Raw genomic sequence first — 15244 nt, forward strand, 5'->3', positions numbered from 1 at the left:
GCGCTACGCCCACCCAGGCCCACTCAGCCCATCCGCCCTTTGAGGACAAGCCATTGCCATCCCCAACCCCCACCCACCCACAGGGCGCTACGCCCACCCAGGCCCATTCAGCCCGTCCGGCGTTTGAGGACGAGGCCCTTCGGGCCGAAGCGGGGGTCCAGGGGGCGGCAGCCCCCTGGCGGGGTCGAAGGGGCGGAGCCCCTTCAAGGGATGGGACGGGTAGGGGCGGCGGGGGCGAGAAACGCCCGTCAGCGACCCGGCTCCGACTCCTCCGCCCGCCACATCCCCAACGCCGGATCCCCCAGCACATCCCCCCACCACACCCGCACCGCATCATCCGCCGAACCCGACGGGGGCCGGATCCGCAGATGGATCCGGCCCCCGTCCTCGTCGAGTCGCCAGTCATGGCCCCAGCCCTCGGGCACCTTCCCGAGCACCCTGATCACCGCGGTCACGGCCGGCGCATCCCCGCCCGCCCTACGGACCAGCACCAGGTCCTGGAACTCCACAGTCGTCATCCACTCCGTTCACTGCCACCCCGTCACTGCCACCCGTTGACGGCCACCTGAACCGACGGCCCACCCCGCCCCGCGACGGTCACCTCCGCACTCACCACCGGCAACGCCACCAGCAACGCCAGCGCGAGCACCGAAATCCCTCTCCTGCGGACGGCCTTGGTCGTCGTCATGTCCGTGTTCCCCGTGTTCCCCGTGTTCCCCCTGCTGTTCATGCCCACGACTCTGCCAGCGCGCACCGGCCGCCTCCAGAGCGACCGCTGTCAGGATCCTGCACGACAAGGGCCACTTCCTGTCAGCCTGTCAGCCTGTCCGCCGGTCCGCCGGTCCGCCGGTCCGCCGGTCCGCCGGTCCGCCGGTCAGCAGCCCCGCACCAAACGCACAGAGGCCCGGAGGTTCATCAGAACCTCCGGGCCCACAAACAGACGACCGCGCGTCAGTCGGACTGCTGCTTCCGCTTCGGCGGCCGCCACACCACCAACGCACTGGTCTGCTGCACTTCCTGATACGGCACCAGATCCCGGCGGTACGACGCGTGCACCGCCGCCTCCCGCTGCTGCATCGCCGCCGCGGCCCCCTCGACGGCCGCCTGAAGCTCGGCCACCCGTGACTGGAGCGCCGCGACCTGGTTCTCCAGTTCGATGATCCGCTTGATACCGGCCAGGTTGATGCCCTCGTCCTGCGACAACTGCTGGACGGTGCGCAGCAGTTCGATGTCACGGGCCGAGTAGCGCCGGCCACGGCCGGCGGTGCGGTCGGGGGAGACCAGACCCAGACGGTCGTACTGGCGCAGGGTCTGCGGGTGCAGGCCGGAGAGCTGGGCCGCCACCGAGATGACGTAGACCGGGGTCTCCTCGGTCAGTTCATACGGGTTGCGTCGACGACCGTCCATCTGACTCATGCTCCCTTCGCGGCCTGGAACAGCTCCGCCCGCGGATCCTCACCCGCGGTCGCCTCGCGATACGCCTCAAGCGCGTCACGAGCCTTCCCCGTCAGGTCCTTCGGAACACTCACCTCGACGGTGACCAGAAGGTCGCCGCGGGTGCCGTCCTTGCGGACCGCGCCCTTGCCCCGCGCCCGCATGGTGCGGCCGTTGGGCGTGCCGGGCGGCAGCTTCAGGGTGACCGGCGGTCCGCCCAGGGTGGGGACCCTGACCTCGCCGCCGAGGGCCGCCTCCGTGAAGGTCACGGGGACGGTCACCGTGAGGTTGTCCTCCTTGCGGCCGAACACCGGGTGCGCGTCGACGTGCACGGTGACGTACAGGTCACCGGCCGGGCCGCCGCGCTCACCGGGCGCTCCCTTGCCGCGCAACCGGATGCGCTGCCCGTCAAAGACCCCGGCCGGGATGCGCACCTGCATGGTCCTGGACGACTTCGCCCGGCCGCTGCCCTTGCAGTCCAGGCAGGGGTGCTCGGCGATCAGGCCGCGCCCCTTGCAGTCCGGGCAGGGGTCGGTGAGGGAGAATCCGCCACCCGAACCCCGGGCCACCTGGCCGGTGCCGACGCAGGTCGGGCACACGCGCGGTGTGCCGTTCTTGTCGCCGGTGCCGGCGCAGGCCTTGCAGGGTGACTGGGAGGACATGCGCAGCGGGACCGTCGCGCCCTCGATCGCCTCGGTGAAGCTGAGGTTGACCTCGGTGTCGATGTCCTGGCCGCGCCGGGGCTGGGTACGGGTCGTGCCCGTGCCGCCGCGGTTGAACAGGCCCCCGAAGACGTCCCCGAGTCCGCCGCCGAAGCCGCCGGCTCCCCCTTGGCCGCCCTGGGCGCCGCCTCCGAAGAGGTCGCCCAGGTCGAAGTTGAAGGAACCGCCGCCCGCGCCGCCCGGCCCCGGGCGGAAGCCGCCGTTGCCGAAGAGGGCGCGCGCCTCGTCGTACTCCTTGCGCTTCTTGGGGTCGCCGAGGACGTCGTTCGCCTCGGAGATCTCCTTGAAGCGCTCCTCCGCCTTGGCGTTGCCCTTGTTGGCGTCCGGATGGTACTCGCGGGCGAGCTTCCGGTACGCCTTCTTGATCTCGGCCTCGGTGGCGTCCTTGGGGACGCCGAGGACCTTGTAGAAGTCCTTCTCGATGAAGTCCTTGGTGCTCATCCTCGACGTCCCTCCTCTCTCGTCGTCAGTTCAACGTCAGCCCTCGTCCGGGCCACCGTTCTCCTTGTCGTCGGCCGCCTCGGTCGCCTCGTCGGCCTTGACGGTCTGCGCGCCCGGCTGGGGCTCGGCGACGGCCACCCGCGCGGGGCGGATGGTGCGCTCGCCGATGCGATACCCCGGCTGGAGAATCGCGACGCAGGTCGTCTCGGTGACGTCCGGCGCGTAGGAATGCATCAGGGCTTCGTGGATCGTCGGGTCGAAGGGCTCGCCCTCCTTGCCGAACTGCTGAAGACCCATCTTCGCCGCGACCGTCTCCACCGACTCCCCGACGGACTTGAATCCGCCGACCAGTTCGCCGTGCTCGCGTGCGCGGCCGATGTCGTCGAGCACGGGCAGGAGCTCGGTCAGGAGGTTCGCGATGGCGATCTCCTTGACCGCGATCCGGTCACGCTCGACGCGGCGGCGGTAGTTCTGGTACTCGGCCTGGAGCCGCTGGAGGTCCGCCGTGCGCTCACCGAGCGCGGTGCGCACCTGGTCCAGCTGGGCCACCAGACCCGCGTCTGCTGCTCCGTCCCCGGCCGGGGCCGCTCCCTCGCTGTTCGACGAGGGTGCGGCCTTCGACTCGGCGCCGTCGGGGGTCGCGCCGGAGGGGACGTCGGGCTTCTCCTCGAAGCCCGGGGTCTCCTCCGTCATTACGCGACACCGTCCTTACGCTCGTCGTCAACGATCTCGGCGTCGACGACGTCGTCGTCAGCGGCCTTGCCACCCGGGGCAGCGCCCTCGGGACCGCCCGCGGCCTGCGCACCCTGGGCGTCGGCGTACATGGCCTGGCCGACCTTCTGCGAGACCGCGGCGACCTTCTCGGTGGCGGTGCGGATCTCGGCGGTGTCCTCGCCCTTGAGCGCGGTCTTCAGCTCCTCGACGGCGGCCTCGACCTCGGTCTTGACCTCGCCGGGGACCTTTTCCTCGTTGTCCTTGAGGAACTTCTCCGTCTGGTAGACGAGCTGCTCGCCCTGGTTGCGGGTCTCGGCGGCCTCGCGGCGACGGTGGTCCTCGTCCGCGTACTGCTCGGCCTCCTGGCGCATCCGGTCGACCTCGTCCTTCGGCAGCGAGGAGCCGCCGGTGACGGTCATCTTCTGCTCCTTGCCCGTGCCGAGGTCCTTGGCCGTGACGTGCATGATGCCGTTGGCGTCGATGTCGAAGGACACCTCGATCTGCGGGACGCCACGCGGCGCCGGCGGCAGACCGGTCAGCTCGAACATGCCGAGCTTCTTGTTGTACGCCGCGATCTCGCGCTCGCCCTGGTAGACCTGGATCTGCACGGACGGCTGGTTGTCCTCGGCCGTGGTGAAGATCTCGGACCGCTTGGTCGGGATCGTGGTGTTGCGCTCGATGAGCTTGGTCATGATGCCGCCCTTGGTCTCGATACCGAGGGACAGCGGGGTCACGTCGAGGAGCAGGACGTCCTTGACCTCACCCTTGAGGACACCGGCCTGGAGCGAGGCGCCGATGGCGACGACCTCGTCCGGGTTCACACCCTTGTTGGCGTCCTTGCCGCCGGTCAGCTCGCGCACGAGCTCGGCGACGGCGGGCATACGGGTGGAGCCACCGACGAGGACGACGTGGTCGATCTCGTTGATGGAGACGCCGGCGTCCTTCATGACGTTGAAGAACGGGGTCTTGCAGCGCTCCAGCAGGTCGGCCGTCAGCTGCTGGAACTGAGCCCGGGTGAGCTTCTCGTCCAGGTGCAGCGGGCCCTCGGCGGAGGCGGTGATGTAGGGCAGGTTGATCGAGGTCTCGGTGGACGAGGACAGCTCGATCTTGGCCTTCTCGGCAGCCTCACGCAGACGCTGGAGGGCCATCTTGTCCTTGGCGAGGTCCACGCCGTGACCGGACTTGAACTGCTGCACCAGGTAGTCGACGACGCGCTGGTCCCAGTCGTCACCACCGAGGTGGTTGTCACCGTTGGTGGCCTTCACCTCGACGACGCCGTCGCCGATCTCCAGCAGGGACACGTCGAAGGTGCCGCCACCGAGGTCGAAGACGAGGATCGTCTGGTCGTCCTTGTCGAGGCCGTACGCGAGCGCGGCCGCGGTGGGCTCGTTCACGATGCGCAGGACGTTCAGACCGGCGATCTCGCCGGCCTCCTTCGTCGCCTGACGCTCGGAGTCGTTGAAGTAGGCGGGCACGGTGATGACCGCGTCCGTGACCTTCTCGCCCAGGTACGACTCGGCGTCGCGCTTCAGCTTCTGAAGGATGAAGGCGGAGATCTGCTGCGGGTTGAAGGGCTTCCCGTCGAGCTCCATCTTCCAGTCGGTGCCCATGTGACGCTTCACGGACCGGATGGTCCGGTCGACGTTCGTGACCGCCTGACGCTTGGCCACCTCGCCGACGAGCACCTCACCGTTCTTGGCGAAGGCGACGACGGAAGGCGTGGTCCTGGCGCCCTCGGCGTTGGTGATGACGGTGGGCTCGCCGCCTTCAAGAACGCTGACGACAGAGTTAGTCGTGCCCAGGTCGATGCCGACCGCACGTGCCATGGTGAATTCCTCCAGCTGACTTGAGTGGAACGGACTCAAGTGTGCATGACGGCTTCCACTCGGTCAACAGAGCTGAGTCGACCCCACTCAACTCTTATCCGTTCCTTACACGCAACTGGGCTCCGACCTGCGACGACGTGGCCTGAGCGGGCGGGCGGACCGTCCCCCTCACGGGAAAAGAAGGTTGACGGCGAGGGCCGTAGGGCTTGATGTGCAGGAGGGCGAACACGGCGATGAGGGCGCTACCTCCCACCCACAACACCCGAGCCTCAGCCATCCATCCCATGTGCACGAGGACACCGACGAGCACCGTGGCGAAGGCCCCGAGACCCAGGAGAACGGCCATGCCCTGCGGGGTGAGGCCGATCCGGCGCAGACGGTGGGCGACATGGTCGGGCCCGCGCCGCAGCAGCGGCCGGCCGGCCAGCCGGCGGGACAGTGCCACGAGGAGTACGTCGGCGGTGGCGAGGGCGGTGAGCGAGTAGAGCACGCCGATGCTCGACACGGGGTCGTGCCCGGCCCGGGTCATCACGGCCGACGACGCCAGCACGAACCCGACGAACAGCGACCCCGACGCCCCGAGCCCGATCCGCGCAGGGTGCCAGTTCTGCATGAGGAAGCCGGTCAGGGCGGCGGCCAGCACGCTCAGCAGCACGGCGAGCTCGTCCATCACCTCGGCCGCCGCACAGACGCCGACCCCGAAGGCGGTGACGACCCCGACGGTGCCGACCAGGGCGTCCGCGTGGTCGAGCGCCTTGAAGCCGACGGTGACCAGGACGATCCAGCCGACGGCCGGCAGCCCCAGCAGGAAGCCCGTGTCGCCGTACGGCACCACACAGGCCGCCGCCACGGCCGTACCGCCGACCAGGAACCGCGCCTTCACCCGCCGTACGTCCGCGACCAGGCCGAGTACGGCGACGGCGCCCGCGGCGATCAGCAGCCGGCCGATCTCCGGGCCCAGCGGGGCGAACCGGGTCCACTCACCGGCGGCGGCCACCAGACAGGTCACCAGCGCCACGGCCACCCCGCCGAGCAGGGGCAGCGGCCGCTGCCGTCGGCGGTCGAGGATGCCGAAGCGCAGGGCGGGCAGCCGGAGCAGCGCCGCGAGGAAGGCGGCGAGGAGGAGGGCGGTGGTGGCGGCGGCGATCCCGTAAAGCACGGGGATAGGTTAGTGCCATATATACCATTTCGGGATGAATAACACGATCGGTTCTTAAGGCAAGCCTCAGCGACTCAGATCACCCCGCACCTGGCTACAGTGCGATGGAGGATGCGGGTAGTCTCAGAGGACTGCATAAGTTACCGCTTAGTAATGTCGCCTCGCAGGCCCGAGGAGCCCCGAAATGCAACTCGCCGCGATCATCGTGTCGCTGGTCCTGATCGTGGTCGGCGTGGCACTGTTCGGCCGCGCCCTCCTCCAGATCTTCAACTTCCTGCGGCTCGGCCAGTCCGTGCCCGCCGGGTCCCGGACCAACGACCCCTATCAGCGGACCGTCACCCTGGTGAAGGAGTTCCTGGGGCACACCCGGATGAACCGCTGGGGCATCGTCGGCATCGCGCACTGGTTCGTCGCGATCGGCTTCTACACACTGCTGCTGACGATCGTCAACGCCTTCGGCCAGCTCTTCAAGGCCGACTGGATCCTGCCGGTCATCGGCGACTGGGCGCCGTACAACATCTATGTCGAGTTCATCGGCACCATGACGGTGGTCGGCATCGCGACGCTGGTCGTCATCCGGCAGCTGTCGCGGCCGGGCAGGGCGGGCCGCAAGTCCCGCTTCGCGGGCTCGAACACCGGCCAGGCCTACTTCGTCGAGGCGATCATCCTCGTCGTCGGTGTCTGCATCTTCATGCTGCACGCGCTGGAGGGCGCGCAGCACCACGTGGACGGCTACGAGGCCTCGTTCTTCATCTCGTACCCGGTGGTGCACTGGCTGGAGGGCATGGACGTCTCCACGCTCCAGAACCTCACCTACTTCTTCGCCGGCCTGAAGATCACGGCCTCCTTCACCTGGATGATCGTGGTCTCGCTGAAGACCGACATGGGTGTGGCCTGGCACCGCTTCCTGGGCTTCCCGAACATCTGGTTCAAGCGCAACGCCACCGGCGAGACCTCGCTCGGCGCGCTGCTGCCGATGACCTCCGGCGGCAAGCCGATCGACTTCACCGACCCCGGCGAGGACGACGTCTTCGGTGTCTCCCAGGTCGAGCAGTTCTCCTGGAAGGGCCTGCTGGACTTCTCCACCTGCACCGAGTGCGGCCGCTGCCAGTCGCAGTGCCCGGCCTGGAACACGGGCAAGCCGCTCTCCCCCAAGCTCCTGATCATGTCGCTGCGCGACCACGCGCACGCCAAGGCGCCGTACCTGCTGGCCGGCGGCGGCAAGAGCATGGAGGGCGAGGAGAAGGCGTCCGAGGAGCAGCTCAAGGACGTCCCCGCGGCCGCCCTCGCGGAGGCCGAGCGTCCGCTCATCGGCACCGCGGAAGAGAACGGCGTCATCGACCCCGACGTCCTGTGGTCCTGCACCACCTGCGGCGCCTGCGTCGAGCAGTGCCCGGTCGACATCGAGCACATCGACCACATCGTCGACATGCGCCGCTACCAGGTGATGATCGAGTCCGCGTTCCCGTCCGAGGCGGGCACGATGCTCAAGAACCTGGAGAAGAAGGGCAACCCCTGGGGCCTGGCCAAGAAGCAGCGCCTGGAGTGGCTCAAGGAAGTCGACTTCGAGGTGCCGGTCGTCGGCAAGGACATCGAGGACCTCACCGAGGTCGAGTACCTGTACTGGGTCGGCTGCGCCGGCGCCCTGGAGGACCGGGCCAAGAAGACCACCAAGGCCTTCGCGGAGCTGCTGCACATGGCGGGCGTGAAGTTCGCGATCATGGGCGGCGACGAGAAGTGCACCGGTGACTCCGCCCGCCGCCTGGGCAACGAGCCCCTCTTCCAGGAGCTCGGCATGGAGAACGTCGCCGCGCTGAACATGGCGTTCGGCGAGGAGATGGACGACAAGGGCAACGTCACGCCCGAGTCGAAGAAGCCGAAGTCGGCGAAGAAGATCGTCGCCACCTGCCCGCACTGCCTCAACACGATCGGCAACGAGTACCCGCAGATCGGCGGCGACTACGAGGTCATCCACCACACCCAGCTGCTCCAGCACCTCGTCGACGAGGGCAAGCTGGTCCCGGTCACCCCGGTCGAGGGCATCATCACCTACCACGACCCCTGCTACCTGGGCCGGCACAACAAGATCTACACGCCGCCGCGCGAGATCATCGCCAGCGTCCCGGGCCTCAGGAACGAGGAGATGCACCGCCACAAGGAGCGCGGCTTCTGCTGTGGCGCCGGTGGCGCGCGGATGTGGATGGAGGAGCGGATCGGCAAGCGCATCAACAACGAGCGCGTCGACGAGGCCCTCTCGACCAACCCGGACATCGTCTCCACCGCCTGCCCGTTCTGCCTCGTCATGCTGACCGACTCGGTCAACGGCAAGAAGAACGACGGCAAGGCCAAGGAGTCCATCCAGGTCGTCGACGTCGCCCAGCTGCTGCTGGAGTCCGTCAAGACGCCGGTGGACCCCGAGGACACGGCGGCGACGGAGAGCGAGCCGGAGCCCGAGCCGGTGAAGTAGCCGAGCCGGTGAGGTGACCGAGCCCGACAGCACTACGGCGCCCCCTGTTCCGTATGGGACAGGGGGCGCCGTGTTGCGGCAGGCTGTAGGCAGGAACTGATCGGAAAGGACCTCCGACGTGATCATCTTCGGCACCAAGGGCTACCTCTACCAGCTCGCGATACTGACGCTGGTGTGCGGCCAGTGCGGCAACCCCTCCGCGCACACCCTGCGCAAGCGCGTCACCAAGTTCACGCTGTTCTTCGTGCCGCTGTTCCCCATCTCGACCAAGTACGCGACACAGTGCACCTTCTGCGGCGCGGAACAGAAGGTGACCGGGGAGCAGGCGGAGCAGTTGCAGGCGCAGGCCCTCTCCGGCGGGCAGGGCGGTCAGCAGTCGTACGGTCAGCCGCAGCAGCCGTACCGGTCCTGATCCGCCGCCGGACATCCGCCGGCCGGGCATTCCGTCCGGACACCCCGGGCCGGGCTACGACTTCGGCTGCTTGGGTCCGTTGATCGCGTCGGCGGCGTGCCGGGGACCGGGACGCGAGGAGAACTGGCCGACGAGTTCACGGAAACAGACCAGGGCGGTGATCGGCGGAATTCCGACGACGACCATCGCCAGCAGGGAATCCGCGGACTGCCCGATGCACAGCGCCACCGCGGTGCCGGAGGAGATCAGCATGACGGCCCAGGAACGGCGAGCGGTGCGGCGCTGAACGGATGCCCGCAGAATGGACAGTCCCGACAGCAGCCACGGCCCGTAGACCGTCAAGGGCCACCAATGGGCCAGCTTCGGCGACACCACGAGCAGCGCGATGGAGCGCAGCTGATCGTATGAATACGAAATGGACCAGGTGAGCATCGTCACCGCGCACAGGGTGATGAGTGTGACCAAGACCGAGACGGTGAGGAATCTCGGGTTTCGGGTGAGCGTGTGCGCGCCGGGCTGCGGGCGCTTGCGGTGGACCGGGCGGGGCAGTGGCTGCCTGTCCTTGTCCTGCCGGGGCGGAACGGGATCCGGGGCGTGCGTGGCACCCAGCATCTGTGCCAGCTCCTGGTCCAGGTCCCAGCTCTCCGGCGACATCACCGGATCCGCCGCCTGCCAGAGGTTCTGCATATCGAGCTGCTGCGTGTAATGAGCCTGTTCATCTACCGCGTCATAGTCGGCCCTCATTGCTAGAACTGTTCCCCTTCCAGCGCCGCCCGGAGATATTCGCGCTCCATCCGACTGATGGTTTTCAGAAAGTCCTCAAGCAGATCCGAGCAGTGCGTGATGCTTTGCGCAGTGGTCTGATCAGCTGTCCGACGCGAACGGAGCGGAGCCTCAGCTGCATGTTTTTCCTGCCAAGTCACGCCCACCTAACGAGCGCCACACGGGGCAGGACATCTGGCATTCGGGGGAATATGCGTCAACGGTGATTATCTGGAATATCCAATGACAGGGCCCCGACGCCGAAATTCAGAATATGTATCACGCGGTGTGATCGAGGGACTTATGAACTGCGCGCGCGGCGAGGGCGAGGGTGGGACCTGCGGCGAGGCGGAGGCGGAGGGCACGGCAGGCGGGTGACGCCGCCGGCGCCCCGCACGGTAGCGTGGCGATCATGGCGGACTGGAGGCTTCGGGCGGCGACCGGGGCGGACGTCGAGCTGATCGCCGAGGTGCGGGCCGTGGTGCTGCGGGCGGACCTGGAGCGGCTCGGGCGGTACGACGGACATCGGGTGCGGCAGCGGCTGCGGGACGGATTCGACGCGGCCCACACCTGGGTGATCGAGGTGGACGGTACGTTCGCCGGCTGTGTGGCGCTGCGGCCGGACGGGGACAGCCGGTGGCTGGAGCACTTCTATCTCGCCCCGCACCTCCAGGGCCGGGGCATCGGCTCGGCCGTACTGGGCGAACTGCTGGAGCGGTGCGACCGCGGCGACGTCCTCGTCCGCCTGAACGTGCTTCAGGGCAGTGCCGCCCGGCGGCTGTACGAGCGGCACGGATTCACGGTCGAGTCGGAGGACCCGGTGGACGTGTTCATGGTGCGCGGCGCCGCCGCGAGGTAGACGTACCGAGGCCGGGGTCAGTCGTCGTCGACGAACGTGACCGTCTCTTCGAGCGGCGCGCGGCCCGTGCGGGGAGCGTTCACCGTGAGGTCCTCGAAGCCGATCGACATGCCGCAGAAGAGGATGAGCTCGTCCGGGGGCGAGAGGATCTCCGCGACGGAGCGGTGGTACTTGGCCCACGCCATCTGTGTGCAACTGTGCAGCCCCTCGGCCCGCAGCAACAGCATGACCGTCGCAGATACATGCCGACGTCGGACCACCCTGGCGCCCCGCAACCCGGCCATGTCGGAACTGATCCCCCTCTACGAGGCCTCGCGCAAGCGTGCCTTCGAGGAGGCGGCCGTCAAGGCCAAGGAACTCGCGGAGCGCCTCGCGGCGTGCCCCCCCGGACCGGACGCCGTGTGACTCTCACCCCCGGAGGTCACACGGCGTCCTCATCCCTGCTGGGGATGGGCGAACCGGGTGAGCAGATCCGTCAACTGCCGCGCCTCGCCGGGCTCCAGCCCGGCGACCAGGCTCTCGGCGGGCGTCCGCGCCGCCACATGGGCCGCGTCGAAGAGTTCGAGCCCCTGCGGCGTGATCTCCACCGCCCGCACCCGCCGGTCCCCCGGCACGGCCTTGCGTACGGCCAGCCCCTTGCGCTCCAGGTCGTCCACGACGCGCATGACCCCGGCCTTGTCCGTGCCGGTCGCCGCCGCGAGGTCGCGCTGCACCATGGGCCCGCGGTTGACCAGCACGATCAGCACGGAGAAGTGGCGCAGCTCGATGCCGAGCGGCCGCAGCGCCTCCGTCATCACCGACTGCGCCCGCCAGTGCGCCCGGCGCAGCAGCAGACCGAGCGCGAAGGGCGACGTGTCACCGGGGCCGTCGGTCGCACGCGATGCAGTGGCAGCGGGGGTGGCGGCGGGGGTTCCACGTGGAACGTCGGCGGGCATGCGGCCAGATTACCGCCATCCATCCATTCGATACGGTATCGAATGAAACTAAATGTACGGGTTCGGTGTCGGCACGTCCCGGCCGATCCCGGCCGATCCCGGCCGATCCCGGCCGATGTCCCCGATGTCCCCGCACAGGTCTGTCACCCCGTCTCGAACACGTGCATCATTGCCCAGTTGTTGCCCTTGATGCTGACGAGGTGAGCGGTGCGCGCGCGAAGAAGCGGGAACTGTACGGCGGCCCTGACCGGCGCCCTCGGCCTCGCCCTCGCGGTCGCCGCCTGCGGCCCCCAGCCGCACGACGACGCCGGGTCGGCCCGGCACACCCCCGTCCAGGTGGCCGACGCCCCCGCCCGACTCCCCGTCCCGCAGGGCAAGGGCAGCAAGGCCCCCTCCGACTTCAACGGCGACGGCCACCGCGACCTGGTCCTCAACGACCTGGTCAAGGCCCAGGCGCACGCCGACGACGCGGGCATCGGCATCGTGTACGGCGGTGAGCGCGGACTCACCCCGGGCGCACGGCAGTTGCTCAGCCCGCGGCGGCAGGCGGCCCCGACCAAGGGTCAGCTCCCGGCCGTCTTCGACGCCGAGGCGAGCTGCGACCTGGACGGCGACGGCTTCACCGACCTGGTCGTCTCCACCGACCCGCCCTACGACGGCCAGGGCCGGCCCCCGGTGCCGTTGCAGATCCTCTACGGCTCCCCGAGCGGCCTCACCGGCAAGGCGGTCAAGCTCACCATCCCGGCCCGCGCCCGCGTCGGCAACGACTGGCCCGACCAGCCGGTGTGCGGCGACTTCGACGGCGACGACGCGCAGGACCTGGTCGTCCACGCGTCGGGCGGCCAACTCAGCTTCCTGCGGGGCCCGTTCTCCCGCAAGGGCAGCCCCCGCACCGCCCCCGCCCCCCTCCAGTCCCCCGGCAACGCCCCCACGGGCCCGGCGGCCGACGTCGACGACGACGGATACGACGACCTGGTGGTCCGTACGGCGGAAGGCACCGGCAGGTCCGCGGTCGTGCTGGGCGGCCCCACCGGCCCCACCCGCACCGGAGCCACCCTCCCCGCGGGCATCGACGTGGCCCTCGGCGCCTTCGGCAAGGACAGGTCGGCCCTGGACGCGGCGATCGGCACCATGGGCGGAACGTCCCTGCGCTACGACCTCCCGACCGCCACCGCCCGCGGCACCCTCACCACCCCCGGCTCGGTGCTCGACGCCGCCGACTTCGACGGCGACGGCCTGAGCGAACTCGTCACCAGCGGCACCCAGTTGCGCGTCCTCCACGGCCGTACGGCAGGGCTGGCCACAACGGGCATGGTCACCGTCCGGCCACCCGCCCAGGGCACCACACGCGTCGTGACGGTCGGCGACTTCGACGGGGACGGCCGGGCGGACCTGGTGGTGCGGACGTATGCCGGCGAGACCAAGGACACGGTGGCCGTGTACCCGGGCACGAAGAAGGGCCTGGTAGCGGCGGAGCCTTCGGTGCGGTTCTCCAGCTCGGCGTTCCTGACGCGCTAGGGGGGTTTTGAAAGTCCCGTGCGGTGCCCGCGCCCGCCGCGGCAGCGGCTGGTGTCGCAGCCGGTGCGTGCCCTCGGTGTGCCGGACGAAGCCCCTCGATGGGGGTCCCCGCAGACTTTCAAAACACCCTCTGGCCCCGCGGCCGGTCAGTCGGCGACCCGTGCCCCGATCGCCCGGGCCCGACGGCGGGCTTCCGGGCTGAGGCCCTTGCGACGGGGAGAGGTGCGGTGGTCGTAGGCGGTGGGCTGGACCAGGCAGCTCAGGCCGCGCAGGCCGGGCTTGGCCACGACGCAGGCGAAGCGCGGGTCGCCCGCGTACCAGAGTTCGTCGTCGTAGTCCTTGAGCGCCTCGTGGCTCCAGGACCGGAACAGTCCGGCCGTCACCTTCAGCGACACCGTCTTCTCGGGGCTGTCGGGGTCGGGCAGTACGAAAACGGCCTTCCCCTTGGTGACCCGCACGGCACCGGACTGCTGCCGCCAGGGATAGACGCCCAGGATGCGGCGCACCCGCCAGAGCCGGAAGAGCCGGATGAGAGACAGGACGGCGTAGTGGACGAGCAGGGCCAGGACCAGGACCATGGGCACAACGGCCGCCACCGGCAACCACACGACCGTGACGTACAGCGCGGCCCACCAAAGGGCCACCCAGCCGAGGAACTTGGCCAACTGCCCAGCCGCACAGCGGGACAAGGCCCTGCCCGTGCCGGGCGTCTCCCACGCCACCGGGCCCTCGAAGCCGCCCTGCGTCGCGTATGTGCTCATTCGCTCATCTCGGTCATCCGAAGTCCGCCGCCCGATCATGGCATGAAAGGGCAACGAGACCGGGGTGGGGTCACGGAATCCACACTTCTGTCGCGACGCCACCGGGCCGCTCGGCATGCGGCCCCGGCCCAGTTCACGGGGAACATTCCGGCACGCCCCCACGTTGGCCTCAGGTCAACTGCCCCGCGAGCCAAGGAGTGTCGTGCCGGATACGTCGGCCAACGCCGCCCTCACCGCCCTGCCCCCGCTCCCGCCGCTCACCGCCCAGGCCGAGCAGCTGATCTCACTCGGCGTGCACGAGCTTGCGGGGATCCCGGCCGACGAGCTGCGCGCCTTCGCGGAGACCGCCGGTTGCGCCAATAGCTCCGATAGCGCCGACGGCGACGCCCTGCTCGCCGTCCGCCCCGACCGCCTCCCCGCCTCCGCCCTCGCACCCCTGCTCCGCCGCGACGACAAGCCGGGCTTCGTCGTCGTCGACATGCCCGACGTCGACGCCTTCGCCCCGGACGCCATCGAGCTGCCCGACGCGCCCCTCTACGTCGTCACCGGCATCGACCGCGGCGACCGCATGGCCAACTGGAGCCCCGAAGAGGCCCTGCCGGCCCTCGCCGAGGAGAACCGCACCCCGCTGCTGCTCACCGAGGGCATCCACTGGGTGCTCCAGCAGCCGGAGGCCCTGGAGCGCAACCGCTGCTTCATGACGATCGGCTCCCGGCTGCGCAAGGCCAACGGCACGCTGGACGCCCGTACCCCGGCGATCTGGATCAGCAACGGCACGGGACGCGACGGCCGCGAGCGGCGCAACGCCCCGAAGGTGGGCTGGTGCTGGTGGGGCAACCGGCACACATGGCTGGGCTTCGCATCCGCTACGGGGCGCCGCCAGGCCGTGTCCGCAACGTCCCCTGACTGACGTACAACCGTCCGCACACCCGAGCGGTCTCCTGCACCGCGACCACCCGGTTGAGCCCAGGAGAACACCGGGCCGGCAGGGGTGGTCACCCCCTGTTCGACAGGCCCGTGTTCGCAGGAGAACCGCATGCGCAAGAACGTCCGTACAGCCGTGGCCACCGCGGCCGCCGGCGCTCGGAGATCAACACGTCCGGCCGGGGCATCGGCCTGACCGCCGCCAAGGTGTCGGCGTCCGGCACTCCGCTGTTCGGCAGCCAGATGGCGGACTGACCGGGGGCCCGGCATTCCCCCTGAGCGACTCCTGAGCGACTCCCTGAGCCGCGCT

17 protein-coding genes and 1 pseudogene are annotated in these 15244 nt (G+C 69.5%); 7 read left to right on the plus strand and 11 right to left on the minus strand.

The window, feature by feature from the left end; genetic code table 11:
• Positions 1-248 precede the first annotated feature (248 nt).
• The 7 genes from KUM44_RS23110 to KUM44_RS23140 all read right to left on the minus strand — a co-directional run bounded on the left by KUM44_RS23110 (position 249) and on the right by KUM44_RS23140 (position 6296).
• Positions 249-518 carry a hypothetical protein gene (locus KUM44_RS23110; RefSeq protein WP_217210563.1) on the minus strand — a complete coding sequence of 90 codons (270 nt, stop codon included), beginning with the start codon at positions 516-518 and terminating at the stop codon, positions 249-251.
• A 23-nt stretch (positions 519-541) separates the two neighbouring features.
• Positions 542-688: a hypothetical protein gene (locus KUM44_RS23115; RefSeq protein WP_217210565.1), complete on the minus strand. Its 147-nt coding sequence runs from the start codon at positions 686-688 to the stop codon at positions 542-544.
• 263 nt (positions 689-951) lie between these two features.
• Positions 952-1407 carry a heat shock protein transcriptional repressor HspR gene (locus KUM44_RS23120; RefSeq protein WP_217210567.1) on the minus strand — a complete coding sequence of 152 codons (456 nt, stop codon included), beginning with the start codon at positions 1405-1407 and terminating at the stop codon, positions 952-954.
• A 5-nt stretch (positions 1408-1412) separates the two neighbouring features.
• Positions 1413-2597, minus strand: coding sequence for a molecular chaperone DnaJ (gene dnaJ, locus KUM44_RS23125; RefSeq protein WP_217210569.1), 1185 nt, complete (start codon positions 2595-2597; stop codon positions 1413-1415).
• Between the two features lie 36 nt (positions 2598-2633).
• Entirely contained in the window at positions 2634-3290 is a 657-nt protein-coding gene (gene grpE, locus KUM44_RS23130; RefSeq protein WP_217210570.1) for a nucleotide exchange factor GrpE, read from the minus strand.
• Complete coding sequence (gene dnaK, locus KUM44_RS23135) at positions 3290-5137, minus strand: molecular chaperone DnaK (protein WP_217210573.1); 1848 nt, start codon at positions 5135-5137, stop codon at positions 3290-3292. Before dnaK ends, grpE begins: the two co-directional genes overlap by 1 nt.
• Positions 5138-5231: 94 nt before the next feature.
• A complete protein-coding gene (locus tag KUM44_RS23140) occupies positions 5232-6296 on the minus strand; it encodes an MraY family glycosyltransferase (protein ID WP_217210575.1) in 1065 nt (354 codons plus the stop codon).
• 184 nt (positions 6297-6480) lie between these two features.
• On the opposite strand from KUM44_RS23140, the gene KUM44_RS23145 reads away from it, so the two are divergent.
• Positions 6481-8763 carry a (Fe-S)-binding protein gene (locus KUM44_RS23145; RefSeq protein WP_217210577.1) on the plus strand — a complete coding sequence of 761 codons (2283 nt, stop codon included), beginning with the start codon at positions 6481-6483 and terminating at the stop codon, positions 8761-8763.
• Between the two features lie 118 nt (positions 8764-8881).
• Entirely contained in the window at positions 8882-9175 is a 294-nt protein-coding gene (locus KUM44_RS23150; protein ID WP_217210579.1) for a zinc-ribbon domain-containing protein, read from the plus strand.
• A 54-nt stretch (positions 9176-9229) separates the two neighbouring features.
• On the opposite strand, the gene KUM44_RS23155 is transcribed toward KUM44_RS23150, so the two are convergent.
• Positions 9230-9919, minus strand: coding sequence for a DUF2637 domain-containing protein (locus tag KUM44_RS23155; protein ID WP_254389958.1), 690 nt, complete (start codon positions 9917-9919; stop codon positions 9230-9232).
• A 430-nt stretch (positions 9920-10349) separates the two neighbouring features.
• On the opposite strand from KUM44_RS23155, the gene KUM44_RS23160 reads away from it, so the two are divergent.
• On the plus strand, positions 10350-10796 hold the full coding sequence (locus tag KUM44_RS23160; RefSeq protein ID WP_217210580.1) for a GNAT family N-acetyltransferase: 447 nt from the start codon (positions 10350-10352) through the stop codon (positions 10794-10796).
• 17 nt (positions 10797-10813) lie between these two features.
• Here the strand turns inward: KUM44_RS23160 and KUM44_RS23165 are convergent.
• Positions 10814-11067, minus strand: a pseudogene (locus tag KUM44_RS23165) (nitroreductase); the annotation flags it as partial.
• A gap of 11 nt (positions 11068-11078) precedes the next feature.
• Between KUM44_RS23165 and KUM44_RS46830 the strand changes: the two are divergent.
• Complete coding sequence (locus KUM44_RS46830; RefSeq protein WP_302186033.1) at positions 11079-11201, plus strand: hypothetical protein; 123 nt, start codon at positions 11079-11081, stop codon at positions 11199-11201.
• A 29-nt stretch (positions 11202-11230) separates the two neighbouring features.
• On the opposite strand, the gene KUM44_RS23170 is transcribed toward KUM44_RS46830, so the two are convergent.
• Positions 11231-11731 (minus strand): MarR family winged helix-turn-helix transcriptional regulator, encoded by a 501-nt coding sequence (locus KUM44_RS23170; RefSeq protein WP_217210581.1) that lies wholly within the window; start codon positions 11729-11731, stop codon positions 11231-11233.
• Between the two features lie 207 nt (positions 11732-11938).
• On the opposite strand from KUM44_RS23170, the gene KUM44_RS23175 reads away from it, so the two are divergent.
• Positions 11939-13249 (plus strand): VCBS repeat-containing protein, encoded by a 1311-nt coding sequence (locus tag KUM44_RS23175; protein WP_308402695.1) that lies wholly within the window; start codon positions 11939-11941, stop codon positions 13247-13249.
• Between the two features lie 146 nt (positions 13250-13395).
• Here KUM44_RS23175 and KUM44_RS23180 read toward each other — a convergent pair whose 3' ends face one another.
• On the minus strand, positions 13396-14010 hold the full coding sequence (locus tag KUM44_RS23180) for a hypothetical protein (protein ID WP_217210582.1): 615 nt from the start codon (positions 14008-14010) through the stop codon (positions 13396-13398).
• A 202-nt stretch (positions 14011-14212) separates the two neighbouring features.
• Here KUM44_RS23180 and KUM44_RS23185 point away from each other — a divergent pair, with 202 nt between their 5' ends.
• Positions 14213-14920: a DUF5701 family protein gene (locus KUM44_RS23185; RefSeq protein WP_217210583.1), complete on the plus strand. Its 708-nt coding sequence runs from the start codon at positions 14213-14215 to the stop codon at positions 14918-14920.
• A 107-nt stretch (positions 14921-15027) separates the two neighbouring features.
• Positions 15028-15189 (plus strand): hypothetical protein, encoded by a 162-nt coding sequence (locus KUM44_RS23190; RefSeq protein ID WP_217210589.1) that lies wholly within the window; start codon positions 15028-15030, stop codon positions 15187-15189.
• Positions 15190-15244 lie beyond the last annotated feature (55 nt).

The sequence above is a fragment of the Streptomyces sp. AC550_RSS872 genome (assembly GCF_019049285.1).
GTDB lineage: Bacteria > Actinomycetota > Actinomycetes > Streptomycetales > Streptomycetaceae > Streptomyces.

Bases quoted from the DNA above. Each gene is read 5' to 3' on its own strand.
- KUM44_RS23110 (WP_217210563.1), bottom strand. From the start codon at position 518: ATGACGACTGTGGAGTTCCAGGACCTGGTGCTGGTCCGTAGGGCGGGC.
- KUM44_RS23115 (WP_217210565.1), bottom strand. From the start codon at position 688: ATGACGACGACCAAGGCCGTCCGCAGGAGAGGGATTTCGGTGCTCGCG.
- KUM44_RS23120 (WP_217210567.1), bottom strand. From the start codon at position 1,407: ATGGACGGTCGTCGACGCAACCCGTATGAACTGACCGAGGAGACCCCG.
- dnaJ (WP_217210569.1), bottom strand. From the start codon at position 2,597: ATGAGCACCAAGGACTTCATCGAGAAGGACTTCTACAAGGTCCTCGGC.
- grpE (WP_217210570.1), bottom strand. From the start codon at position 3,290: ATGACGGAGGAGACCCCGGGCTTCGAGGAGAAGCCCGACGTCCCCTCC.
- dnaK (WP_217210573.1), bottom strand. From the start codon at position 5,137: ATGGCACGTGCGGTCGGCATCGACCTGGGCACGACTAACTCTGTCGTC.
- KUM44_RS23145 (WP_217210577.1), top strand. From the start codon at position 6,481: ATGCAACTCGCCGCGATCATCGTGTCGCTGGTCCTGATCGTGGTCGGC.
- KUM44_RS23155 (WP_254389958.1), bottom strand. From the start codon at position 9,919: ATGAGGGCCGACTATGACGCGGTAGATGAACAGGCTCATTACACGCAG.
- KUM44_RS23160 (WP_217210580.1), top strand. From the start codon at position 10,350: ATGGCGGACTGGAGGCTTCGGGCGGCGACCGGGGCGGACGTCGAGCTG.
- KUM44_RS46830 (WP_302186033.1), top strand. From the start codon at position 11,079: ATGTCGGAACTGATCCCCCTCTACGAGGCCTCGCGCAAGCGTGCCTTC.
- KUM44_RS23170 (WP_217210581.1), bottom strand. From the start codon at position 11,731: ATGCCCGCCGACGTTCCACGTGGAACCCCCGCCGCCACCCCCGCTGCC.
- KUM44_RS23180 (WP_217210582.1), bottom strand. From the start codon at position 14,010: ATGAGCACATACGCGACGCAGGGCGGCTTCGAGGGCCCGGTGGCGTGG.